The sequence below is a fragment of the Okeania sp. SIO2C9 genome (genome assembly GCF_010672455.1).
Lineage (GTDB): Bacteria > Cyanobacteriota > Cyanobacteriia > Cyanobacteriales > Microcoleaceae > Okeania.
Window position 1 is genome coordinate 1 of the sequence record NZ_JAAHGO010000056.1, and the last position, 24,698, is coordinate 24,698.

Sequence of the window (24,698 nt, forward strand, 5' to 3'; positions counted from 1 at the left end):
AAGAGTGGGTGGAGGTCAGAGGTGTGCGTGGGGAGATTGGGAGAGTGGGAGATTGGGAGATTGGGAGAGTGGGAGATTGGGAGATGGGGAGATTGGGAGATGGGGAGATGGGGAGATTGGGAGATGGGGAGATTGGGAGATTGGGAGATGGGGAGATGGGGAGATGGGGAGATGGGGAGATGGGGAGATGGGGAGATTGGGAGATTGGGAGATTGGGAGATTGGGAGATTGGGAGATGGGGAGATGGGGAGATTGGGAGATGGGGAGATGGGGAGATTGGGAGATTGGGAGATGGGGAGTGAGAGAAATATTTGGTAATGGTTGAAGATAGAACATTTTTTACGTGCCGAATTAAACGGATTTGATATCAGGTAGGGGATGGGATTGGCGACGTACAGGAGGAAAAACAGTTATAAAGATTTCCGGCATTGGTGAATCAAGCTATGAAAGCTAAATTTATAAAGTATAAAATGCTTTTTAATTAGTCGGGACTTACGCAAATTGACTGTCAAACCACCATCTGTAGGGGCGAATGGCATTGGCTAACGCCAAGCTCCGCTAACGCCCTCTATATATATAGAGTTTCTGCGTAAGTCCTGTTAGTATTTAGGCGATCGCCATTGAAAAAAATCATAGCCAAAATCACCAACGCCAGATTTCCTAATGGTTACGCAATACAGGATATACTGTTTCTACCGCCATTGATGGAGAAAGGGCACTCAAACGCCTGCAACATTATCAGCCAGATTTAATTTTACTGGATATTCAAATGTCTGGTATTGATTGCTTTGAAACCTATCGTCGTCTCAAAGCAGATCGCAATACCAGCCATATTCCAGTTATTTTTCTCATCGTATTTGTTCAAAGGACAAGGATGTTAAGCATTTGAATGTTTAGACTTATTTTCAATAATTAATAATGAATAATGAATAATTAATAATTAATAATTACCTCTCCTTGAAAAGAAGAGGATTGACAAAGGGATGAAAATTTTTATTTATTATCCCCTTAAAAGGGGAGGCGCGTACCCACAATTTTTCGGTAAATTTGAATATTATCTTGAATAAACTTGTTTTTACTGGTTTTATGATCCAAGTAAGTGCGACAGATGCTAACCAATTATAAGTCTATATTTTTCTACCTTGAATTTCCCTGTCACCCTCAGAAAATCAAACTATCTAAGAACCCTGAATAAATATGCTTTTAAACTACTATTTATTATCTCTTTCCTGCTGCTTACTTTGTTAAAAGATTAATGGGAGTTGACAAAATAACTAAAATATAATAAAAAAGACTATATATTTGTATTCAGTTAGACAAGTTGATACAGTAAAGATTAAAAGATTATATTTTTATTGGTCAGCAGAAAATTATTTATTTGTGTGGGGCAAATTCAATGCATGGAAGACTAAAAATCAGACATATTCTGACTAGCACTTTAACAACAATAGCTAGTATTACTATAATTTCAATTGGGAATATAGAGATTTCCTGGGCAGAAGAATCTTATACTCAGTCTTTAAAAGAACTCTATGAACTGCGCGATCGTACAGTTGCGAAATTAGAATCTCTACCTACTCCCAGAAAGCAATTATTCTTTTCTGATGATAATAACACTGTATTAGAAAAGCAACAAAAATTGCTACAAAAATTACAAGAAATTGAAGTTCAAATATTAATTGAACAACGAGCAAATGATAACTGGCGTCAAGCATTAACCCTTGGTGCTCAAGCATCAGAAGTAGGAGAAACGCCAAATGCAACTGTCAAAACGAGAGAAACAGAAAAACACCTCTGGCAACAAGCTCTTTATAATTTAGAGGCAATTCCCTCAGATTCATTGATAGCAGAAAAAACTACTAAAAAGATCGAAGAATACCAGCGTAGTCTGGATGATTCTTATTATCAGTTAAACCTAACAAAATCAAACTTTTTAGAGAAAATTCGTAAAGACAGTGGTCTATCTAGCAGAGCAACGATCGCTATTTGTAACCTCCGGCGAGAATGTTTAGACCTAAACGGGAATAAACCACCCGCTAGTCCTGCTAGTTTAATTAAAGTTCCAATTGCTGTAGCAGCAATGCAGAAAGTATCCAAAGAAAATATCAGTTTAGATACTCCTATATATGTGAGTAGGGGAAACTTTACCGAAGATGCCTCAGAAATTAGGGCAAGAAAACCCTACCCCCTCAAAATTCTGGTTGGGCAAATGATTGACCACAGTAGCAATATTGCCACAAATCAACTTATTGATTATTTAGGACAACCTTATATTAATAAAGTTCTCAAAGACGATGGCTACAAAGTGATGAGTGTCAACTACAAACTGATGGGGAACCGGATCATGCCCAAAAATCCTGGTAAAGGTCGCAATACTCTAACTAGCAACGAACTGACGGATATGATGGTCTCAATATATAATTATGAGTATCCAAATTCTGATGTATTGATAGAAGCTTTAGCCCGTCAGAAGGATAGATTATTAGGATATGCTGCCCTAGAAGAATTACCTGAAGTCAAATGGTTGGGTGAAAAGACGGGAGAAAATTCTCGCGCTCTGGGTACTACTTTAGGATTAAGTATTAATGGTGAAGTGTATGTAATAACTGTAATTGATAGTCGTGGTGGGCGCGACCCCCAAATTCGTACCTCTATTAATAAGGTGGCAAAATATCTAATGGATAATGATGGTTTGCTCTAGATATTATGACTAACGACTCCACCTATTTTATGGAGTAGGGGAGTGGGGGGGGTAGGGGAGATGGGAGAATTTTTCAGTGGTGGTACATTTTCATTGGTCGTGCATTAGAATTCTCCAAAAATGAAAAATAAAATCAATTATTATCCATAAATTATCAATTATTCCCCCCTATTCCCTGTTGCCTCTTTTGATGGAGATGTCTATTGTTATTATTTTTGTTACGAGAACAGTGGGAGCATCTTGCTCCCGTGCCAGCTGTCCCTCGTTGTTGTAACCATTACGCGACATTTTGACTACTCCTCGCAGCTGTTGCCGAGGGGATTCTAAGTTGATACTACGCAACAGGATAAATCCTTGTTGCTTCGTTTTCTACTTAGCTGACCAAAGATATATTCTCTGGGGACAATTTCCGCGGTGCCCCTACACAGTCAGCATAGCGTCTCAACCTAGCTTTCTGTTTACTTTTGTCTAAACATTTGTACATTCAGATTATAGCACAGGACAACTTTAGAAGTCTTGTCTAAACGACTCCCTTGTTTTCATCCCCCGGTTAAAACACAGGGGCTTTCAACGTCGCTTTTCGGTAAATATTGTGTATACTTAGAAACTTTTTCTCATTCAATTTCTTTGATTACGCGACAGGGGTTCCCTACTGCAACAACATTTTCAGGAATATCTTTTGTTACCACACTTCCAGCCCCAATAACTGTATTATTTCCCACCTTTAAACCAGGAAGAATGATACAACTCCCTGCGACCCAAACATTATTCCCTATTTCAATGGGATAAGCCATTTCTTTACCTGCAATTCTTTCTGTCACATTTATTGGATGAGTAGCAGTATAAATTTGTACATTAGGACCTAACTTTACATTACTACCAATTTTCACAATATTGCAGTCAAGAATAACACAACCAAAGTTGGCATAAAAATTATCTCCAATTTGGATGTTATACCCGTAGTCACATCTAAAAGGAGATTCTATCCAACAATTTCGATCGGTTTGGAATAAATCTTTGATAATTTTGACCCTTTCTTCTTGACTACCATCTGGAATACTATTCAATTTTTGACATAAACCTTTAGCTCTTTGTCTATCTTTTAGTAAGTCTTGATCAAAGGCATTATAATATTGCCCGTTTAGCATTTTTTGCTTTTCTGTCATTTGATTTTGGTTTGACTTCATATTATAGATATTAATACTTAGGATTGAACAAGGAAGAAGGAAAAAGTTGATGGGGACTCAAACCCAAACTAATTGTAAACACCGCGAGTGGCGGCGGGATATTAAACCCAAAAGATAAAAATAAAAAGGGTTGAGTAAATTTTTTATCTGAATTATGGTTATTAGGATCAGGACTTACGCAAATTGACTTTTAAACCAACATTTGTAGGGACGAATGGTATTTGCGTTCCGCAAAGCTCCGAATGGCGCCCTCGCTATATGTAGAGTCTCTGCGTAATACCATGTTCGGATGATTAGTTATAATAAAATTCTTGTTTGTAGTAGGGCTTTAGCCCTTACAATACTTATAGCTGGGCTAGAGCAAAACTACAAGTCTAATTATAACTGTTCTACCGAACATGATATAAGTCCTGAGGATGTAATTTACAGCATATTTCATATTAGTGAGGTACACCAGTCGCGGGTAAGATGCCCGCACTACAAAGACTTTACTATTTATACTTGTACCTCATCTACCTGCAATCTGCTGTAAGTATATTAACTAGACTTGAAAGCAAGTTCAACAATGAATAATGAATAATGAATAATTACCTCTTCTTTTCAAGGAGAGGATTGACAAATTCATGAAAATTTTTTTTCACAGGAGTCGATTGGATATGGCGCAGGTTTCCTCGCCATCCCTCGACCGCTTATTATCCCCTTAAAAGGGGAGGCGCATACCCACAATTTTTCGGTAAGGTATATAAAAAAAGTTTTACAGAAAATATAATCATGGTCTCATCATTACCACTACATTTTCAAGTCAAAGGAGAAGGTTTTCCCATTCTTTGCCTCCATGGACATCCTGGTTCTGCCCAATGTATGTCAGTGTTTACCAATTCCCTCTGCGAAAACTTTCAAACTATTGCTCCTGACTTAAGAGGTTATGGCAAAAGTTATACGAAAAAAGACTTTGAGATTACTCAACATTTAGTAGATTTAGAAACACTCCTAGACCAACTTCAGATCCCCAAATATTTTATATTAGGATGGTCGTTAGGTGGAATTATAGCAATGGAGTTAGCTCTAAAAAACCCAGAGAAAGTTGCAGGTCTGATTTTAATAGGTACCGCAGCACGACCTAGAGGCAATCATCCACCTATTACTTGGCAGGATAATTTTTATACTGCTTTAGCAGGGATCATAAATTTGTTTATGCCTGGATGGCAATGGAATATTGATACTTTTGGCAAGCGATCGCTATTTAGATATCTCATTCAACAACACACTCCTGCCACCTATAGATATTTAGCAAAAGAAGCCGTTCCTGCCTATTTACAAACTTCTAAATTTGCCACTAGAGCATTAAATCAAGCTTTAAGAAGTGGCTATAACAGATTGAGCGCTCTGCCACAAATTCAATGTCCTTGCTTAGTATTAGCTGGGGCAAGCGATCGCCATATTACACCTGAGTCTAGTCAAGAAACAGCTCTACATCTCAATTATGCACATTGGCAATGCTATCCTAACACCGCTCATCTTTTTCCTTGGGAAATTCCTCAGCAAGTACTAACAGATATTAAAAAATGGATACAGCATCAGCAAAAATAATCAAACATATTAGAAATTCTTGTAAAAGTCAATTAAAAGTCAAAATTCAGAAAAATTGATAATTTCCTAATTATAATTTATTGGCATTGCTGAAAACAGATATCAAGACTGAAATTAAAGTAAATCAAGAGTCATGAATAAGCTTTACTATTTTTCTATCTAGTATCAAGCAATTAGTAGTTTATTTAGTATCTTTGACTCTTATCGACTACTGACTTCAAAGTTATACTATTATTCAGCAACACCATTTATCTTCAAATTTTATAATTTCCTGAAAAGGATTAAGTTTGGGGACTAAAAGCAGGATTTATTACTGTTTCATTACTACTATTTTCTAATTCATCATAAATAGTTAACTCCACAGGTTTAGACTGCTCAATAAACACCTGAATACCCTGAGCACTTTCGTCTTTTAAATCTTCTATATAGCCAGCTTCAGCAGATTTTGCTTCTTCAGGTGTCAAAAAAGGTCCAAAATAATAAGTGCAACTAGGGTTAGCAGTAGAAATTTTAACCCACCAAGCCAAACCAGAGAAATTTAATAAGTTTACCAATGTTTCTTTCATACGATGTTAATAATTGTTGTATTAGTAGTTGCTTTTGAAGTTACTGATCCTCACATCTGCCAATGTTTGTAACTTTATGAGCAAAAGTTCTCAACAAACTACCAGGAAAAATGTGAATCAATAACTAAACTATACAAATTATAAAGAGTGTTTATGATAGTGAACTGGGAGTTTCAAAATCTATTTCGTTGGTAGTAACGAAGTAGCTTATAGAAAACTGTTTTACCCATGTTAAGCTATACTTTTCCTCTCTATTTTTGTTATACTACGCAACTTCTATTTTTTCAATTATATTTTTCACTATATACGCAAACTTTTTGACCAGCGTTGTCTATGAATTTCATAAAGAGCCATACCAGTTGCTACCGATACATTGAGACTAGGTGTATTCCCTGACATTGGTATAGATACTAAGGCATCACAATTTTTTTGGATGAGAAGGCTTAAACCCTCTGCTTCACTGCCAATAACTAAAACAATAGCTCCTGTAAACTTTACGGTATGAATCAGATCCCCATTATCAGCGACAGTACCATATATCCAAAATCCCTCTTTCTTCAATTCTTCCAAAGCACGACTCAGATTAATAACTCTAGCTACCGGAAAATTTTCCAAAGCTCCTGCTGCAACTTTTGTTACAGTCGAAGTTATTCCTACTGCTCGTCTTTGTGGAATAATTAAACCTTGCACTCCCATAGCTTCTGCCGTTCTAATAATGGCTCCTAAATTATGGGGATCGTTGAGACCATCAGCTACTAGCAATATAGGTTGCTCAGTTTTAGACTTAGCTTGAGAAATTAGTTCGTCAAGCTCTTTGTACTCGTAAGGAGATATTTGAGCAGCAATACCCTGATGATTTTTTCTGTGGGTAATTTGATCTAGACGTCTATCGTCTACTTCATCTATGATTGTACCTCTAGCTTTAGCCTCATTGAGCAATGTATGAAACCTGGGATCGTATCTTAGTGGCGGAATAACCCAAATGCGGTTTAAGGAACGCTCACTTTTGAGGGCTGCTTGTACAGTATGTCGTCCATAGATTAGATCGTCATCTTCCCTTGTAGCCTCTAAATTATCATTGCTTGACTGCCTACTTTTGAGTTTAATTGATTTCTGTTTTTGGGGTTTATCTTGATAGTTAAATTTTGAAGGTTTTATAGGCATAGCTCATATCAAATCTAGTTTTATTCTTAATACAGGGGGCATAGGCCATAAGGCCCCAGGTAATATAAATACTTGTTCAAAATTAATTTAACATTTATAATAAGTAGATACCAGGGAGTAGGGAGTAATATCATGTCCGGTAGCATCGGTATTGTATAGCAAAGGTAAGGAAGAAGCAAGAAGCAAGAGGGAAGAAGCAAGAGGGAAGAAAAAAACCTAAATTTCCTGTAGATATTCACCCTTGGGTTTACACAAACGATTGCCTTCGGACATGATATAATATCATCTGCCCCCTCCGGGGGAGCTACGCTAACGGATAATTACTGATAATTTCTGATAATTACTTATAGTAAAGTTTTTGTTTGTAGTTTTGCTCTAGCCCTTGCAATACTTATATTATTGCTCAAGCAAAACTACGAGCCTAATTATAACTGTTCTACCGAACATAATATAAAAACTACTCTAAAGGCTAATTTTAAAAGTAATGGTATTTACAAATTACTTAAATTTTCGAGCGAAAATTACTATTTGTTGTACATTAACCCGATAGGGAGCAGAAAATATATCTTATATCATGTCCGGTAGCATCGGTATTGTAAGCGCGAAGGTAAGGAAGAAGCGGTGCGACCCGCGTCGGCGACAGACGCACCTGGTAGCGCACCAAGAGAGGAAGAGGGAAGAAGGAAGAAGGCTTACAGCGGTTTTCATTTGGGTAGACCACAGTAAGGACGTTCCATGGAACGTCCCTACAAGATTTTGCTTGTGAAGATGTGGTTCATCAATTTGAAAAGCGCTGTAAAAGCTTGAAAAAACCTAAATTTCCTATAGATATCCACCCTTGGGTTTACACAAACGCGCCTCAGCGGACATGATATTATACCAAATCTCACGCAAGAGCAGGGAGTAGGGGAGTGGGGGAGATGAGGAGATGGGAAGACGGGGAGTGAGAAAGAAACCGAAATACATCCTCTCTCTTGGTCGATTGGATATGGTGAGGAGACCCGAAGAGAGACAAAGCCACTCCGAATGGCGCCATCCCTCGAAGGCTTTCTTTTAATTGGAGCTGAGGTAATAATAGCTGACATCATTAGGTAATTTGTCCTAAATTCAATCAATACCGTTACCGTTGCAGGACTGCCAAAATTTGAAAAATAGTAGGGAAAGAGTATATTTAAGTAGGATTTGGGCTTCTGTTTTTACCCCTTTTTAATTAACCTTTTTAATTCTTTCTATTCTTTAATCTAATTCTATATAGCCTAGTAATTGATTTAATCGTTGAGGATCTGTTAAATATAAGTACCCAATTAAAGCTTCTAAACTTGTAGCCTGTTGATAAACTTCTGGGTCTAATCTTTTCGGTTTCCCAAAAGCAGCGTTGCGTCCTCGCTTGAGAATATCTAACTCTAAACTAGTAAGATGAGGTTTTAAATTATGTAAATGATGAGCTTGACTTTCTGCTCTAACTTGCGCTACCACCAGTTGATGATAAGACCGTGATCGCTTGGCTGGTATTAAGTAGTAGCTCCGAACATACAATTCATAAATAGCATCCCCCAGATATGCCCAAGCTGAGGGTGTAGTTTTTTGAATTTCTGTTGGTGTTAGCGCGACAAGGTTTAATTGTTGCAAACCGAGCATTCTCCTTATTAGACCAGCTTTTCTACTCGATCAAATATTAATTGTCCTTCTTCTAAGATCCCCGTAGAAAAATTTTTGCTTAACTTAAGTTTTAGTTTCTATGTAACAATACAGGCCAAATTTTGTTTTCACAATCTTTCTAGTTTTTTCTATCTCAATCAGGCTTGACCAACTCCCGTCTAGCCCTTTGATTTTTGACGGGAGATAGCATCTATAGCTATATTAAACAGTCGGTCATTGCCTGGCCTTGTCAAGAACTCTTGACATTCTCTATAGCTTCATCTAATGAAGACCGTAAAGACAAAAATTTCTCTAAACGAACCAATTTAACAGTTTGATTTACACGGGCATTGGAGACTATTTGCAACGTACCTTCTTCATATCCTTTGGTATGCTTTACCAGTTGTACGAGTGCTCCTAACCCAGAGCTATCAACAAAGTCTATTTTGGACAAATCCAAAATAATGTTTTTTGGCCCTTGATCGATTTTTGTCTTCAGCGTTTTGTTAAAAGTACCTTCTGAAAAGGCATCTAGTAACCCTGTTAGGCGGAATAGCTGGTAGTTATTCCTCTCTTCATGAGTGCATCTCAGGCTAACAGTCAGGGCTAATGGCTTAGGCTCAGGAATAACACCCTCCTAGCTTGATTTTGCATAAGTCGAATATCAATTATACTTTCTTATGTGCAATTTGTCTACTCCTACAGATAACTTATTTTCAAAGACAAATGATGCAAAAATTTTACAATTTAAGTAAGGAATACACAAAATTTGCAGGTAAAATCCTACTTTGATTTCGAGGCTTTAGCTTTCCGCTCATCTTGCATTACCTGGACAAAACGTTCAAACAAGTAATCAGCATCGTGAGGACCAGGACTTGCTTCGGGGTGGTATTGTACTGAGAACAAAGGTAAAGATTTATGTCGTAAACCGGCAACAGTTTGGTCATTCAAGTTAAGATGCGTAATCTCTACCTCAGTAGCTAAAGAATCTGGATTAATTGCAAATCCATGATTTTGACTTGTAATCTCTACTTTTTGCTGTAAACCTGCTGGCTGATTGAGACCACGGTGGCCAAACTTTAATTTAAAAGTGTCGGCTCCCAAAGCAAGACCGAGGACTTGGTGTCCCATACAAATGCCAAAAACAGGTTTAGATGATTTTAGTAACTCTTTAGTAGTCTCAATACCTTCGTTAACAGCAGCTGGGTCTCCTGGACCATTGGAAAGGAAAATACCATCAGGGTTATACTTGAGAATTTCTTCTGGTGGCGTATTAGCAGGAACAACTACAACTCGACAACCATAGCTAGCTAAACGTCGTAGGATATTTTTTTTCACTCCAAAGTCAATGGCCACGACTGTATACTGTTCTCCACTGTAACCAGAAACAGAAGGATTAAACTCCCAAGTTGCATTAGTAGGTTCAGACCATTGGTAAACTTCTTTAGTTGTTACTCCCTGAACTAAATTCAATCCTGCCATACTAGGGGCAGACTGAACTTTTTGTAGCAATTCAGTTGGGTCTAGAATTTCTGTAGAAATTGCCCCATTCATTGCTCCTAAAGTCCGAATTTTTTTGGTCAAAGCACGGGTATCAATACCATAAATTCCAGGAATTTTATGTTCTTGAAGATACTCTGACAAAGACTGAGTAGAGCGCCAGTTACTAGGACGTGGACAAATATTACGAGCGATCGCGCCCTTGATTTGTGGCTCATTGGACTCTTCATCTTCAGGATTTACCCCTGTATTTCCCAACTCTGGGTAAGTGAAAGTAACAATTTGCCCACAATAACTTGGGTCTGTCAGAACTTCCTGATAACCAGTCATTCCTGTATTAAATACTACTTCTCCAATAGTAGTTCCAGGGGCACCAAAGGAAAAGCCTTGGTAAGTAGTTCCATCTGCTAGTACCAGTAATGCAGGTTGAGCTGAGATTGACATTTTAATTCCTCTCAATTAATTAGTATTTAAAGATAGCCTCAAAATATCTACTTAGGTTATAGAGAGTATATTAAGTTAACAAAATATGTAGTAGTCACAAGTACAGATTACACTCACTATTCAAATAAGATAAAATTAAGTTAAGCCATTAAATATTACAGTAAATAAATAGTTAAAATTCTTAAAAAATTTAGTAATTATGATCGAAAATTATTCACTCTACAACTCTAGCAATAGAAGTCAGGTAAAGCAGATGAAATCGGATACTGAAAAAAAGCAACAGGTTAAAACAATATTTGGATTTGGGCAAATACAATCAATATTGCTGACAACATTACTTTCTATAACAGGGTTTGGCCTTGGCTATAGCGCTGCCGCGATCGCCCAAGAATATCCAGGATGTTTTCTGCTTGATGAATTTGGAAATAGGAGAGATTTAACAATATCAGTTTGTGGTCTGTTTCCAGAAGAGTTACCAGAAGAAGTATCAACTTCGAGTACGGTGGCGGAAGGAATATACGAAATTCCGATTAAAAGTCGTCGGGGTGGTAGTCCTGTAATTGATGTTACTTTTAATGGTAATCAAACTTATGAAATGATACTGGATACTGGTGCTAGTTCTACTTTAATCACTCAAGAAATGGCAACCGCTTTGAAAGTTTTGCCTTTTGACAAAAGAACTTTCACTTTAGCTGATGGTAAAAATGTAGAACTAGGAATTGGTATCGTCAGTTCTATTTCTGCAGGAGGTTTAACAATTAACCAGTTTAATGTTGCTGTTGCTCCTCCAGATAAAGAAAAGGGTTTACTAGGACAAAACTTTTTTGGTAGTTATGATATGACAATTAAGGAAGATGTAGTGGAGTTACGAGCACGTTCTAATAGCTAATTTCATATCTGGTTGCATTAAAGTGTGGGGAGTAGGGGAGTAGGGGAATAGGGGAGTGGGTCCGATTAAATATTGAAGTAATTATAGAATTATCAACAGGACTTACGCAAATTAACTTTTAAAGCAGCATTTGTAGGGGTGAATGGTATTGGCGTTCCGCCAAGCTCCGAATGGCACCCTCGCTATATGTAGGTTTGCGCTTCACTAGTCTTTTAGTAGGGGTAGAAGACAGGAGACAGCTATACTGGAGACAGGAGAAATGGGAATGAGGGAGGAGCTAGTGTCTAATTGTATAAGTTAATATATTTATTATAAGAATGAAAAAAGCCTAAACTCACCTAAAATCAAATAAAGTCAACTCAAAAATAATATTACTAATTTTTGTAACTAGACACTAGGAGTAATATCATGTCCGGTAGCATCGTTTGTGTATAATGGAAGAAGAAAAAAAATAATTGCCCGGAGCGATCGCCACTCTTCAAGCACTTGATAAATTATCAGTAGGCCACCAACGAAAACAAGTAAGACCTTGAATGAGCGATCGCTGTTTCATTAAGTTGATACATCGCTCAAAAACTATATCTTCCATCTCATATCATGTCCGGTAGCATCATTTGTGTATAAAATTAAGTTTCAATCTGCCCTCTGCCTTCCTTCCATTAAAGTATAAGTATTCAAGCGGACATGATATAAGTCCTGATCAACATATATTATATAACCGGATTCTATATCAGAAGGGAAGAAGAGGGAGTCTTAAGGCATAAGAAAGAGAAAGTTTTTTCGATCGCTTAATTTCACAGGACTATCGTACAGAAATTATCGATTATTTCTCCCTATTCCCTATTCCCTCTTTCCTGGAGATGTCTAATGATTTAAGAACTTAACTAACTGCTCTAATTTCAACCAAGCTGAACCATCCAGAAGAATATCTTTAGCCTTAGCAATACCTTCTGCATGAGCTTCTAGTGGTACAACACCTGCTACTTGTAGCGCTAGAGAACTATTCAGAGCAACTACATCTGTCTGTGCAGAAGTTCCCTTACCTTGGAGAACATTCTGCAAAATTTCAGCATTTTTTTCTACCTCCCCGCCCTGTAAGGCACTTATGGGAGCCAAATTTAATCCTAAATCTTGGGGGTTAACGGTTGTCATTCGTACCTCACCATTGGATAAAATAGCTAGGTCGGTAATGTCGCCCAAACCAGCTTCATCTAGTTTTTCTCTACCGTGGAGAACGATCGCCGATCCTACCCCCAATATTCCTAAAGCTTGAGCTATAGTTTCTACTAGATGAGAATTGAACACTCCTATGACTTGACCTTGAGGACGTAAAGGGTTAACTAAAGGACCTAAAAGATTAAACACAGTTCGTACTTTTAAAGTGCGACGTAGAGGAACTACAGATTTCATTGCTGGATGCCAACCTGGTGCAAACAGAAAAGTTACTCCTACCTCAGATACTGCGGATATTACTTTTTCCGTGGGAGCGCTCAAACGTATTCCCAATGCTTCTAATACATCGGCAGAACCAACTTTACCAGAAGCAGAACGGTTTCCATGTTTAGCTACTGGCACTCCGGCCGCAGCTACGACAAAAGCAACAGCAGTAGAAATATTGAATGTTGAAGCTCCATCTCCACCAGTACCACAAGTATCAATAACTGGATATTTGGAGTTGGTGATGGGAGCAGAGCGATCGCCATCTTCTTTTGTCAAGGATAAAGACTGTAATACTTTTGCCATACCTGCTAATTCTTCAGCAGATACACCTTTAGCTTGCAGGGCAGCTAAAATTGCTCCTGATAGAACAGGTGGAATTTCTTCTTGCAGCCATCCTTGCATTAAATTCGATGCTTGAGATGAAGATAAAGATTGGCCATCAAGTAACTGCTGTAATAAACTCGGCCATTCATTAGTAGAAGAGTTAATCATTGATGTACCTTGTTGGTTTTGAGCAATAGAACCAGTCATAGTCTAAAAGTAAATATACATTTTTCCACTATCTAATTATCTGATGTTTATCTTGTATATATATCTTTGAAAAGAATATTTTACACAATTAAACATAAGTCTACAAAAAAAAGCCAAAAGTCAAATGCATTTATTTCCAACTTTCTCTACAGTAATTTGATTTTTAAGATAATGGTCACATATTTAAGCCAAAAAGTTATAAATATGTCAAGATATATAATAACTAAAAGGGTGCATTGATTCAATAATAAACTTCTTAAGTAGGTAAAAATAGTTACATACAAGGATAAATCTGGAACGGAAAATTTGAATGATTAATCGTCAGAAAAGTCAAGAGACATTACAGCAAATGGAAGATAAATATGACAGTATATTTGAGAATAAAGTTGTAGGAATTTACCAAACAACACTTGAAGGACATTACATCAGCGCTAATGCTACACTAGCTCGCATCTATGGTTATGACTCTTCTACAGAAATGATTGCTGCTCTGGCAGATATTAAAAATCAACTTTATGTAGATTCTCAGCGACGTGACGAATTTGTTGATATTTTACGAAAAAAAGGAGAAGTTTCCGAATTTGAATCCCAGATTTATCGCAGAGATGGTACAATAATTTGGATTGCTGAAAATGCCTGGGTAGTTCGCGATCGCCAGGAAAATTTTTTATATTATGAAGGATTTGTTGAAGATATTACCAGACGTAAACAGACAGAAGTTGCTTTGCAAGAGAGCGAAGAAAGACAAAGATTATTAATAGAAAGTGTTCAAGATTATGCCTTATTTATGTTGGATGCTGACGGATATATAGTTAGCTGGAATCCTGGAGCAGAGCGTATTTATAAATATAAATCCGAGCAAGTTATTGGTAGACATTTCTCGACTTTTTATACTCAAAATGATATTAAAAATCACTTACCAGAGAAAGAATTAAAAATTGCTAGAGAAAAAGGTAAATTTGTGATAGAAAATATCTGTTTGAGGCAAGACAAAACGCAATTCTGGGCTAATGTAATTACCACAGCTTTGTATGATGATAACCAACAATTACGGGGTTTTTCTCAAGTTACAAGAGATATTACTGAGAGTAAACAAGCTATAGCTATCCAAACAGGATTAATTGCTACTATACAAGCTTCAGAAAAAAAGTTTCGCGATTTATATGAATCCACTCAAGATGCGGTTTTATTCATAAATGAACTAGGTTTTATTGATTGTAACTCTGCTGCATTAAAATTATTTGGCTGTACTAATAAATCAGAGTTGTGTGGAAAACAGCCTTGGCAATTCAGTCCTCTAAAACAGCTTGGAAAAGAAGACTCAAATACGAAATTTAAACATTATTTAGAAATAGCATTACATAGAGGCATAAGTCGTTTTAATTGGCAATATAAACGTTTAGATGGTTCTGAATTTCCGGCAGAAGTTTTCTTAAGTTCTATGAAGTTTGATGGTAGAGATGGTTGGCAAGCAGTAGTTTTAGATATTAGCAATCGGTTGTTAAAAGAAAAAACACTAAAGCAGGCAAATGAGGAGTTAGAAAAGAGGGTAGAAAAACGAACAGTTGAACTACAGGAGGTCGTTGGGCGATTACAGAAAGAGATATCTGAACGTCAACAAGTAGAAGCAAAGTTACGATTATCGGAGGAAAAGTTCTCAAAAGCATTTCGTTGTAGTCCCAACCCGATCAGTATTACTACTTTTGAGAATGGACGGTTTATCGAAGTAAATGATGGTTTTTTGAAGATAATGGGTTATTGCCGTGAAGAAATAATCGGTTTTACTGCACAAGAGTTGAAAATATGGGTATATCCAGAAGCAAGAACTGAATTTATGCAGAATTTACAACAGCAAGGAGTTGTGAAAAATCAGGAATACGAGTTCAGAGTTAAATCTGGTGCAATTAGAGTATGGTTGTTGTCTGCAGAGATTATTGATATTGGTAATGAACTTTGTTTGTTAGCAGTTATTACAGATATTACTGAACGCAAACATGCACAAGAAGCTTTATATGAAAGTCAAAGAAAATTAGCTACTTTAGTGAGTAATTTGCCAGGTATGGCCTATCGTTTTCGCAACGATCTACATCGAAGTGTGGAATTTGTAAGTAAAGGTTGCTATTCATTAACTGGTTACCGAGTCAAAGATTTTTTTGGTTCACAGAAAATATTTTTATCACAATTAATTCATCGAGAAGATCGACAACGTTTATGGAATGCTATACGGTTTGCTATACAGGAAAATAAGCATTATCAAGTAGTTTATCGAATTACTACTAAAACTGGAAAAATTAAATGGGTTTGGGAACAGGGAATAGGAGTATTTTCGGAGTCAGGAAATTTAATAGCTTTAGAAGGTTTTATTACAGATATTACTGAGAGTAAAAATGCAGAAGTAGCACTAAAGCAATCTCGAAATGAGTTAAGAAAACAAAAGCAAAAATTAGAAAATACTTTGCAAGAACTGAATGAAGCAGAGACGACTTTAACTAATAGTGAAAAGATGTCTAGTTTAGGTCAATTAATCGCAGGAATTGCTCACGAAATTAAGAATCCTATAACTTCTGTCTATGGAAATATAGTGCATTTGAATCATTATGTTCAAGACATGATGAATTTACTAAATCTTTATGAAGAATATTGTACAGACCCACCAGATTACATTAAAAAAGAATTTGAGGAGATCGATCTAGATTTTATGAGGCATGATTTGCCTAAGGTAATATCAGCAATGCAAATAGGAGCAGAAAGAATTCGTGATATTGTAAGTTCTCTGCGCAATTTCTCTCGTAAAGATGATGTGAAAAAAACTCTAATGAGTTTTCATGATGGTATTAATGGTACTTTAGTAATTCTCCAAAATCGTTTTAAAGGCCGTGGAAAAAAACCTGAAATTAAAATTTATAAGGAGTATGGAGCATTGCCTTTAGTAGAATGTTATGTAGGTATGATAAATCAGGTATTCATGAATTTAATTGGTAATGCTATTGATGCTTTAGAAGAGGCTTGTGACAATGATAATTGCCAAGATAAAACTCCTACTATTAAAATTAAAACAGAAGCTACATCAGACAAAGTTACAGTGAAGATTATAGATAATGGTTTAGGTATGGATGAGGAAGTTAAGAAGCGTTTATTTGAGCGATTTTTTACTACTAAACCAGCAGGGAAAGGTACTGGTTTAGGTTTGTCTATTAGTTATCAAATTATTGTGGAAAAACACAAGGGAAAGTTGAGTTGTAATTCTACTCTTGGTGAAGGAGCAGAGTTTATAATTGAAATTCCGATTACACAACCAGAATAAAGAAGGAAGAAGGAAGAAGGAAAAGTCATACTTGATCTGAGTTTTAAATTTTTGAACTATTCTAACCTTACCTTCGACTATTAACTATATGCAAGATTTCAATGATTAAGTAATTATTAGGATTCAATAACGTTTTCAACGATTATTAGCCAGTGATTGTATATTATTCTTAATGTTTACTACTCCCCCACTCCCCCACTCCCCTACTCCCTCACTCCCCTACTCCCCCACTCCCCTACTCCCCCACTCCCCTACTCCCAACAACTCTAATAACTATTCAACCGGATTTGATATTACATAATAGCTCCCAATGCTAGCAGAGTCTCTTTTTGACCCTCCGTCAAACCTGTCGCATCTGTAATATTCATTCCTTCATAGAGGCGTTTTGCTTTCAGAGTTTTAATGCAGCTACCTGTTTGAGTATTCCACAGTCTAATAGTCTCGTCTTCGCTACCACTTGCAAGCATCGACCCGTCAGCACTAAAAGCAACAGATCGAATAGTATTTTCATGTCCCGTTAAAGTTTGCCAGAGGTTATCACTAGAAACATCCCAGAGTTTAATTGTACATTCATCGCCACCAGTTGCTATCAGATTACTATTGGGACTAAATTCCATCGCTCTAATTTGCTTGGTATATTCTGCTAAAGTATGTAGACATTCTGTTGTACTGACATTCCAGAGTTTAACAGTGAGGTCATCACTAGCACTGGCAATAATTTTACCATTAGGACTCCAAGCAACTTGACGCAACTTATCTTGATGTTCTCCTATATCTGTAAGTCTTCCAGTTTCAATATTCCATGTTTGTAATAATTTACCATCACTGGCGATCGCTAAATTCTGACTATCCGGACTTACAGCAACTGACCACAACCAGTTTGGATAATCTTTGAAACTTTGCAGACAGCTATTTGTATTCATATCCCATAACTTGATACCGCCGTCGCTACCTACACTAATTAATTTTCTTCCCTCCTCATAAAAAGCTACTAACCATATCCAGTCTCTATCTCTTTCAGGGAGAATAGAACATTTCCCAGTAGCAAGATCCCATAACCTAATCTGACCATCATTTCCAGCACTGGCAATTTTTGTTCCTTGAGGATGGAAAGCAACGGACTGAATGCGCTTTATATGTCTGTCCAAGATTTTACAGTTACCAGTCTCAATATCCCATAGTCTAACCACGCGATCGTCACCACCACTGACCAGAGTTTTACCATCAGGAGAGAAAGCAACCGACCATACTCTTTGAGTATAACCATTGATAGTCTTCAAAGATTCTCCTTTAGGGATATCCCACAACCTGACACTTTGATCGTCGCTCCCACTAATTAGAGTTTTACTATCACTACTGAAGGTTATAGATCGAACTCGTCGATTTTGTTCTGGTAAAGTCAGTAATAATTCACCAGTTTCAATGTTCCATAACTTCACAGTTTGATCCGCACTACCACTAGCTAGAATTTGATTATCGGGACTAAAAACAACTGACCACACTCGTCCATTGTGTCCCGGAATAGTTTTGATACATTTACCAGTATGGATATCCAGTAATCTGACAAGATTATCATCGCTACCAGTAGCTAGAGTTTTTCCATCAGGACTAAAAGCGATGGCACGAACAACATGATTGAGTTGTTGCCAAGTTGTGAGACATTTACCACTCTGAACATCCCACAATTTTACAATTTGCTCCATTACACTACCACTAGCAACTTTTGTTCCTTGAGGATCGAAAGCAACTCCTCGTACCCAGAAACCATGTTCCTGTAAAACGTGAAGACATTGATGAGAGTTAATATCCCACAATCTTACACCTTCTTGAAAACTAGACAAAGCTAGACATTTGCCATCGGTGAGTGCAAATGATTTCGTGGCTCACCCGTTTCAATGTGTACTTGCTGTGAAAGTTGATGTTCCGCCCACAAGCTATGGGTTAGGATACCCTCAAGGGCTTTCCTCCATTGAAAAAGTTGAGTCCGGCGAATACGATGTAGTTTAATAAAACTAGCAACTCGCCTCCAATGACTCCAATCATGTTTGTTGACATCCTCCGGTCTCAACAAACACTGCGGGATTTTTTCAGATAACTTTAAGGCTCTACGGCCAACGACTAAAGCAGCAGCAGTACCACTATTTAGGCCGTATTTAGCCATATAATTAACCATTCCGATCACGCTAGTAAAAGCAGGGTTAACTTTGATTAATTCAACCCCAAATCTTCTACAGCATGACTCTAAAGCCTCTCTAAACATTCCTGTAGACAAGTTAGAAAGCATTGCATTATAAATTTTACTTTCCTCACTCATCTTTGCTTTTTTCTTGGTAAAATCCAGAGACTCAATAGCAATAGCGCACTCAAAAAAATCTGCTAATTTGACAATAGTCGCGACAATATTCCTCATAGTTGCTTGTCGTTGCCCAGTAGTTTGATTTTTCCACTTTCTAGGTAGCTCTTCTAAATATTCAATATTGCCATCCCACTTAACATAAGTAACTGAAATCAACTCGGCATTAAAATCAATGCCTATACAACCATTTTTTCTAGTATGAACTACTGGAATTTCTTGTACATAAGTAGAAAGATGTACATACCAATTGTCTTGTTTGTGTTCTCTACGAAAAATAGAAATTGTGATTGGTTTTAAACTATTGATGGCATAATCTAAATCTGTGGCTCTAGATCGGCCATTTCTATCTGAAACACTAAATTCTAACTGTATTTTTTGACCATACTTATCCTGTAATGGTCTCGGTAGTTGAACTTGTAATTGATATAACCCATCCTCTTGTAATGAGAAAACTTTGATCATAGTTCCACCGCCTGGCTGAGATTTTCCTATACAGAAAAACCTGCCTGACCGTTTCTTACTCCAATCTATACTCCATCGTGATCGGGTTTTATATCCATTTTCTGCTAAATTATGTTGAGCATTAAATAATTTCTGTGAGCCAAAACAAATATGTAAACGTTCTGTGTTTTTTAACTTCTTTAATTTTCGTTTCAGGTTAGCTATTTTCTGAATTTTACTTTTTAAACCCAGTAATTGATGAAAAAATTTATTTCGAGCTTGTGTATGTGGAAAACCTTTTTTTGTTGCTAATTTTAATGTTTTTTCTAGTTTAATGATGAGTTTTTTGGCAGCAGTTGTTTTAGCTTGAATTTGTAACTCTAATTTAGAATAATGGTTTTTTTTAGCTGTTTTTAATTGGTTTAAACATGTTCGTGCTTCAGTAGCGATTGAGTCAGCCCATGCCCATTGAATGTTAAACTGCTTCATAAGACGCTTTTCTAGTTCAGATTCTGATAATTTCTCAGTTTGCATCCAGTTAACAGCAGAACGTTTCCAGGATTCATATAATGCTCCGAGTTCCTCAAATGCAGGATGGTATTCAATTTTAGCTTCTATTCCTGTCAAGGAACCGTGAGATTTGGCCATTACTCACATTGAATTACTTTACTCAAGGTTAGCACAGCTTGTCTTTTTGTGTCAATAATATTTGCGCTTTGCTTTGACATGAACTCAAGTTTCGTGTCTGGTTCCTAATTTTTCTACCTATTTGCCATTGTGTAATATCCTAGACATTTTGTAGATGTTTGTCTAGGATAGTCCATATTTTTTGGTGTTAGCAAGCAACAGCCAAAAGTAGTTTTTACCCAAAAAAGTGAACAACAAGAAGAAGTAACAGAGTCAGTAGAAGAAGAAGCTATTCAGGCTTCATTTATGATAGATGAAGAACAAGTAATAGAAGATTTGAGCGAACTTGTAGATAAGGTTTATGAAGAATTTTCACGAGCTTGTGAAAAGCCAAATTTGACATGGGAAGCAGAGTTGGAACTGGGAATGGAATTTGGTGTTAAGTTTACAGCTAAATTAAAAATAGCTCCCAAGTCTTGAAATTATTTGAGTAGTTAATTAGGGCACATCATATCATATTCGGATAATTAATTATAATACTGTAGGTTGGGTTAAGCGATCGCGCAACCCAACAAAAATATATTGATGTGGGATTTAATTCCTGATATTTATGTGGAGTTTATACTCCGGATAAGCAGCGCCAACATTCCTCATATTGATGATTGATGTTGGGTTTCATTCTTCAACCCAACCTACAAAACTGGTATTAATTCTCAGGTTGAGGAAGAAACATATAATCTGTCAGGCAAACCAAAACCTATTAACTTCGACTTTGCCCAATCTATTATTCAAGCTGTTACTTCAGGAAATGATTTTGAAGGCACGCAATTTACTAACAGTGTAGTGGAAAGAATTCAAAACATTGACCAAGAAAATAGTTTGGAAGATAAATTTTTAATTATTGCTCACTCCCAAGGCAACTTCTTTGCTGAAGATATTTTTAATCAACTACCTGAAAGTATTCAACAAAGAACAAGAATATTAGCTTTCTCTCCCTTTACAAATTTCCAGGGAATTAGTTCCGATAAATATGACTACTTATTACGAGAAGATGATTTTCCTAACCGCCTGAAAAACCTACCAGCAATAGCTGTTCCCGAAGACCAACATAATCTTCCTAGCTGGCCAGGAAACTCTCTACTATCCTTCTTTCCAGGAGATAGAGACTCACATAAAATCGAAAATTATCTAGATATCAATCAATATCCCCAGGGAAGTCAAGAGGATTTATTAGTTGAAGAATCATTTGAACAAGCGAAGGTTAAAATTCAGGAATTACTTAATTTTGACTCTGGTGTATATCAAGATGAACAGATAATTGATCCAGGATTTGAAGATTCATCTTCAGACTCATTTTTTGGATTCCCAATTGAAGATAATAATGATATTTTCTCTGGTATAAGTAATTTAATCAGGACTTACGCAAAGACACTATATATAGTGTATGGCAAACTGAGTGATAGCTATGATTTTTAAGCGATCGCCAGAGCAACAAAATTATTATAACTTATACCAAAACGCTATATATAACGTATACTGAATAGAGCGAACTCTTAAAAATTTATAGCGATCGCCTGCACAAAAACATTATTATAACTTATATTAAATATAATCTAGTATAATTAATTTTAGCTCTATGATATGTGGCTAATTGTAAATAAGTTTGGCTCAAATACCCTGATTATTGTACAATAATATTACTGTTAATTTGAGCTAATAAAATGAATTTTAACTATATTGATCCCATACCAATATTTACTAAATTATCATACAAATTATACCATCACAAATTTAGCAAATCACCTAGAAAACATTAGCCATGATACGATTAATCGTTATTTAAGAACAGAATCTCTAAACTCACAAGATTTATGGGAAAATGTCAAAAAGGAAATTGTCCAAAATACGGAAGCATACCTGATTTTTGATGATACAGTAATTAAGAAAAAATATGCTAATAAAATTGAACTTGTGCGAAAACAATATAGTGGTAATGAACATCAAGTAATTCAGGGTATAGGAATAGTTAATTGTATCTATTTAAATCCCCAAAACGAACAATTTTGGATAATAGATTACCGTATTTATGATCCAGAAAGTGACAAAAAAACTAAAATAGATCATGTTGAAGAAATGATATTAAACGTGGTAAATAAAAAGAAATTACCATTTAAAACTGTACTAATGGATAGTTGGTATGCAATACAAAGATTAATGGGACTGATAGATAACTTAGGAAAAATTTATTATTGCCCCTTAAAAATTAATCGTTTAGTAGATGATACTGGTGGTGCAGAAAAATATAAAAGTATTGCTAAATTAAGCTGGAATAAATCAGAAAGAACATCAGGTAAAATAATAAAAATTAAAGGTTTTCCAAGAGATAAAAAAGTCAAACTATTCTGGGGTACTATTTCTGCCAATAGAACAGAATACATTGTCACTAATGACTTAAGTCAATCTTCGACAGATGATGTAGAATTCGAGTCGCAAACTAGATGGAAAATCGAAGATTTTCACAGAGAAATCAAGCAATTAACAGGAATAGAGTTTTGTCAATGTCGCCTGGCAAAAATTCAAAAAAATCATATTGCCTGTGCTATGTTAGTTTGGAATAATTTAAAAAAACTAGCTTACATTCTGGGAAAAACTATTTATCAACTCAAACATCAATTATTATCTAAATATCTAGTATCTGAACTCAAATATCCTGCAATTAAAATGACGGCTATTTAAGTTTTTATCACTAGAGAAATGCTCGGCGATCGCTCTCTAAAAATTATAGCTATCGCTCAGTTTGCCATACACTATATATAGTGTCTTGGTATAAGTTATAATAATTTTGTTGCTCTGGCGATCGCTTAAAAATTATAGCGTTCGCTAAGTTTGCCATACACTATATATAGTGTCTTTGCGTAAGTCCTGTTAATATCAGAAGGAAGCAGCTTTCTTTTTGGCTGGTAAATTATTAGAAATATCCAGCAAATAAATAAAGTATTGATGAAAGCTTTGTAGGGATGTTCCATGGAATCTCCCTACTTTATTTGTCAGAGATGCTTAATGTTTTTTGAAGTTGGTGCCAGGAGTAGACAATCTTACCAAAGCAACTAGATTTTTATTCGGTGTTGAACTGTATAATACAGCAAATTCCTCGCATAAGAAGTACAGATATTAACAATTAAATGCTCCCAGTGTGGGCATCTTGCCCGCGTGGGTTTACCTCACGCTGGAATCTGCTGTATTATGTGGAAAAGTTCTAATAAAAATGTTTAAAATGATTGAAAAATCTCAAGAATTAAAAATATCGGAAATCAAAGAAAAATATCCTAAACAATGGGTAACAGTAGAAATTACCGAAAGAGATATTTATGATTTTCCTGCTAGAGGAAAAGTATTATTGCAAGGGAGTTCGATTGATTCGATACTGGACAAAGTTAAATTTTTTCAAGGCAATTTGTACACATTCTACAGCGCTTTTCAAATTGATGAACCACATCGTCATAACCAAAACCCTGTAGGGACGTTGCATGCAACGTCCCTACTGTGGTTTACTGAAATGAAAACCGCTGTATACTGGTAGTATTGATGATAAAGTTAAGTGAGGTAAACTCAAGCTTTAAATACTACATAGATAATGAGTGTAATTTTAGTAAGGAAAGAGTTTGTCAGGTGTAGGTTGGGTTAAGCGATCGCGCAACCCAACAATAATATATTGACGTGAGATTTAATTCCTAAGATTAATGTTGGGTTTCCCAACCTCAACCCAACCTACAAAACTGCGCTAACATTCTTCAACCCAACCTACAAAACTCTAGATTTTTGTAAGTTATAGAAATCTTCCATCAATTCTTTCATACCATAATGCAAAGGAATTTGACGATTTGCAAGTAACTTTTGAAATGCTAACTGATTCAAACAAGCAAAACGAGCAGCTTGTGCAAGGGTAAAACGTTCATGTTGAAATAACATAACTGCTATTTCTATTTGCAATTGCCCTTCCGACATCTCAATTTTTTCTAATACTTCGTTTGATATAACAACACTCATCGGATATAATTTTTGATATTTTTCTTAGTGGCGTTGCTGATTCTGGGTATGATTTTGCCCCCCTAGCACCCCAAAATTGGGGGGAATAAAACTCTAAAAGTCCCCCAATTTTGGGGGATTTAGGGGGCTTGAATAGAACCAAAGAATCGCGCATTCATACTTCAATTCAGCAACGTCTTCTTAGTTTATCATATATTTACCGAATAATTAAAGCCTCTCCTTTAAAGGAGAAACAAGAAAAAACGCAAGCCCTAATTATTAATTATTAATTAT

General features: G+C 36.2%; 19 protein-coding genes and 1 pseudogene. 10 read left to right on the top strand and 10 right to left on the bottom strand.

The annotated features are described in order from the left end of the window. The 3 genes and pseudogenes from F6K23_RS29435 to F6K23_RS29445 form a co-directional block, all read left to right on the top strand. Nucleotides 1–325, top strand: a 325-nt coding sequence (locus F6K23_RS29435; RefSeq protein ID WP_367267856.1) for a hypothetical protein, incomplete at its 5' end; no start/stop codon positions are given. A gap of 354 nt (nt 326–679) precedes the next feature. Next, nucleotides 680–889: pseudogene (locus F6K23_RS29440) on the top strand (response regulator); the annotation flags it as partial. 507 nt (nt 890–1,396) lie between these two features. Next, complete coding sequence (locus F6K23_RS29445) at nt 1,397–2,701, top strand: serine hydrolase (protein WP_293162377.1); 1,305 nt, start codon at nt 1,397–1,399, stop codon at nt 2,699–2,701. Nucleotides 2,702–3,315: 614 nt separating this feature from the next. Here F6K23_RS29445 and F6K23_RS29450 read toward each other — a convergent pair. Beyond that, nucleotides 3,316–3,867 carry a sugar O-acetyltransferase gene (locus tag F6K23_RS29450; protein WP_293162380.1) on the bottom strand — a complete coding sequence of 184 codons (552 nt, stop codon included), beginning with the start codon at nt 3,865–3,867 and terminating at the stop codon, nt 3,316–3,318. Between the two features lie 792 nt (nt 3,868–4,659). Between F6K23_RS29450 and F6K23_RS29455 the strand changes: the two genes are divergently transcribed. Next, nucleotides 4,660–5,478 carry an alpha/beta fold hydrolase gene (locus F6K23_RS29455; RefSeq protein WP_293162383.1) on the top strand — a complete coding sequence of 273 codons (819 nt, stop codon included), beginning with the start codon at nt 4,660–4,662 and terminating at the stop codon, nt 5,476–5,478. Nucleotides 5,479–5,759: 281 nt separating this feature from the next. Here F6K23_RS29455 and F6K23_RS29460 read toward each other — a convergent pair whose 3' ends face one another. From F6K23_RS29460 to carA, 5 genes are all read right to left on the bottom strand, one after another. After that, nucleotides 5,760–6,044, bottom strand: coding sequence for a DUF1816 domain-containing protein (locus F6K23_RS29460; RefSeq protein WP_293162385.1), 285 nt, complete (start codon nt 6,042–6,044; stop codon nt 5,760–5,762). A gap of 300 nt (nt 6,045–6,344) precedes the next feature. Then, nucleotides 6,345–7,208: a 23S rRNA (guanosine(2251)-2'-O)-methyltransferase RlmB gene (gene rlmB / locus F6K23_RS29465; protein ID WP_293162387.1), complete on the bottom strand. Its 864-nt coding sequence runs from the start codon at nt 7,206–7,208 to the stop codon at nt 6,345–6,347. Nucleotides 7,209–8,444: 1,236 nt separating this feature from the next. Beyond that, a complete protein-coding gene (locus F6K23_RS29470) occupies nt 8,445–8,846 on the bottom strand; it encodes a Mini-ribonuclease 3 (RefSeq protein WP_293162390.1) in 402 nt (133 codons plus the stop codon). Nucleotides 8,847–9,096: 250 nt separating this feature from the next. Then, nucleotides 9,097–9,474, bottom strand: coding sequence for an STAS domain-containing protein (locus F6K23_RS29475; RefSeq protein WP_367267857.1), 378 nt, complete (start codon nt 9,472–9,474; stop codon nt 9,097–9,099). Between the two features lie 155 nt (nt 9,475–9,629). Next, nucleotides 9,630–10,790 carry a glutamine-hydrolyzing carbamoyl-phosphate synthase small subunit gene (gene carA, locus F6K23_RS29480; protein ID WP_293162393.1) on the bottom strand — a complete coding sequence of 387 codons (1,161 nt, stop codon included), beginning with the start codon at nt 10,788–10,790 and terminating at the stop codon, nt 9,630–9,632. Between the two features lie 253 nt (nt 10,791–11,043). Between carA and F6K23_RS29485 the strand changes: the two genes are divergently transcribed. Continuing rightward, on the top strand, nt 11,044–11,679 hold the full coding sequence (locus F6K23_RS29485; RefSeq protein WP_293162396.1) for a TIGR02281 family clan AA aspartic protease: 636 nt from the start codon (nt 11,044–11,046) through the stop codon (nt 11,677–11,679). Nucleotides 11,680–12,543: 864 nt separating this feature from the next. On the opposite strand, the gene trpD is transcribed toward F6K23_RS29485, so the two are convergent. Continuing rightward, on the bottom strand, nt 12,544–13,611 hold the full coding sequence (trpD, locus tag F6K23_RS29490; protein WP_293162481.1) for an anthranilate phosphoribosyltransferase: 1,068 nt from the start codon (nt 13,609–13,611) through the stop codon (nt 12,544–12,546). A gap of 349 nt (nt 13,612–13,960) precedes the next feature. On the opposite strand from trpD, the gene F6K23_RS29495 reads away from it, so the two are divergent. Beyond that, a complete protein-coding gene (locus tag F6K23_RS29495) occupies nt 13,961–16,954 on the top strand; it encodes a PAS domain S-box protein (RefSeq protein ID WP_293162399.1) in 2,994 nt (997 codons plus the stop codon). A gap of 293 nt (nt 16,955–17,247) precedes the next feature. Here F6K23_RS29495 and F6K23_RS29500 read toward each other — a convergent pair whose 3' ends face one another. Beyond that, the gene (locus tag F6K23_RS29500) at nt 17,248–18,795 is read right to left on the bottom strand and encodes a WD40 repeat domain-containing protein (protein WP_293162402.1); all 1,548 of its coding nucleotides are present in this window, start codon (nt 18,793–18,795) and stop codon (nt 17,248–17,250) included. 2 nt (nt 18,796–18,797) lie between these two features. Then, nucleotides 18,798–20,399 (bottom strand): IS200/IS605 family accessory protein TnpB-related protein, encoded by a 1,602-nt coding sequence (locus tag F6K23_RS29505; protein WP_293162405.1) that lies wholly within the window; start codon nt 20,397–20,399, stop codon nt 18,798–18,800. Between the two features lie 285 nt (nt 20,400–20,684). Here F6K23_RS29505 and F6K23_RS29510 point away from each other — a divergent pair, with 285 nt between their 5' ends. The 4 genes from F6K23_RS29510 to F6K23_RS29525 all read left to right on the top strand — a co-directional run bounded on the left by F6K23_RS29510 (nt 20,685) and on the right by F6K23_RS29525 (nt 23,958). Further along, the gene (locus tag F6K23_RS29510) at nt 20,685–20,858 is read left to right on the top strand and encodes a hypothetical protein (RefSeq protein WP_293162408.1); all 174 of its coding nucleotides are present in this window, start codon (nt 20,685–20,687) and stop codon (nt 20,856–20,858) included. Nucleotides 20,859–21,221: 363 nt separating this feature from the next. Beyond that, nucleotides 21,222–21,854 (top strand): hypothetical protein, encoded by a 633-nt coding sequence (locus tag F6K23_RS29515; protein ID WP_293162411.1) that lies wholly within the window; start codon nt 21,222–21,224, stop codon nt 21,852–21,854. 261 nt (nt 21,855–22,115) lie between these two features. Further along, nucleotides 22,116–23,114, top strand: coding sequence for a transposase (locus F6K23_RS29520; RefSeq protein WP_293162414.1), 999 nt, complete (start codon nt 22,116–22,118; stop codon nt 23,112–23,114). Between the two features lie 538 nt (nt 23,115–23,652). Next, on the top strand, nt 23,653–23,958 hold the full coding sequence (locus tag F6K23_RS29525) for a hypothetical protein (RefSeq protein ID WP_293162417.1): 306 nt from the start codon (nt 23,653–23,655) through the stop codon (nt 23,956–23,958). Nucleotides 23,959–24,179: 221 nt separating this feature from the next. On the opposite strand, the gene F6K23_RS29530 is transcribed toward F6K23_RS29525, so the two are convergent. Continuing rightward, nucleotides 24,180–24,425 carry a UPF0175 family protein gene (locus F6K23_RS29530; RefSeq protein WP_293162419.1) on the bottom strand — a complete coding sequence of 82 codons (246 nt, stop codon included), beginning with the start codon at nt 24,423–24,425 and terminating at the stop codon, nt 24,180–24,182. Nucleotides 24,426–24,698 lie beyond the last annotated feature (273 nt).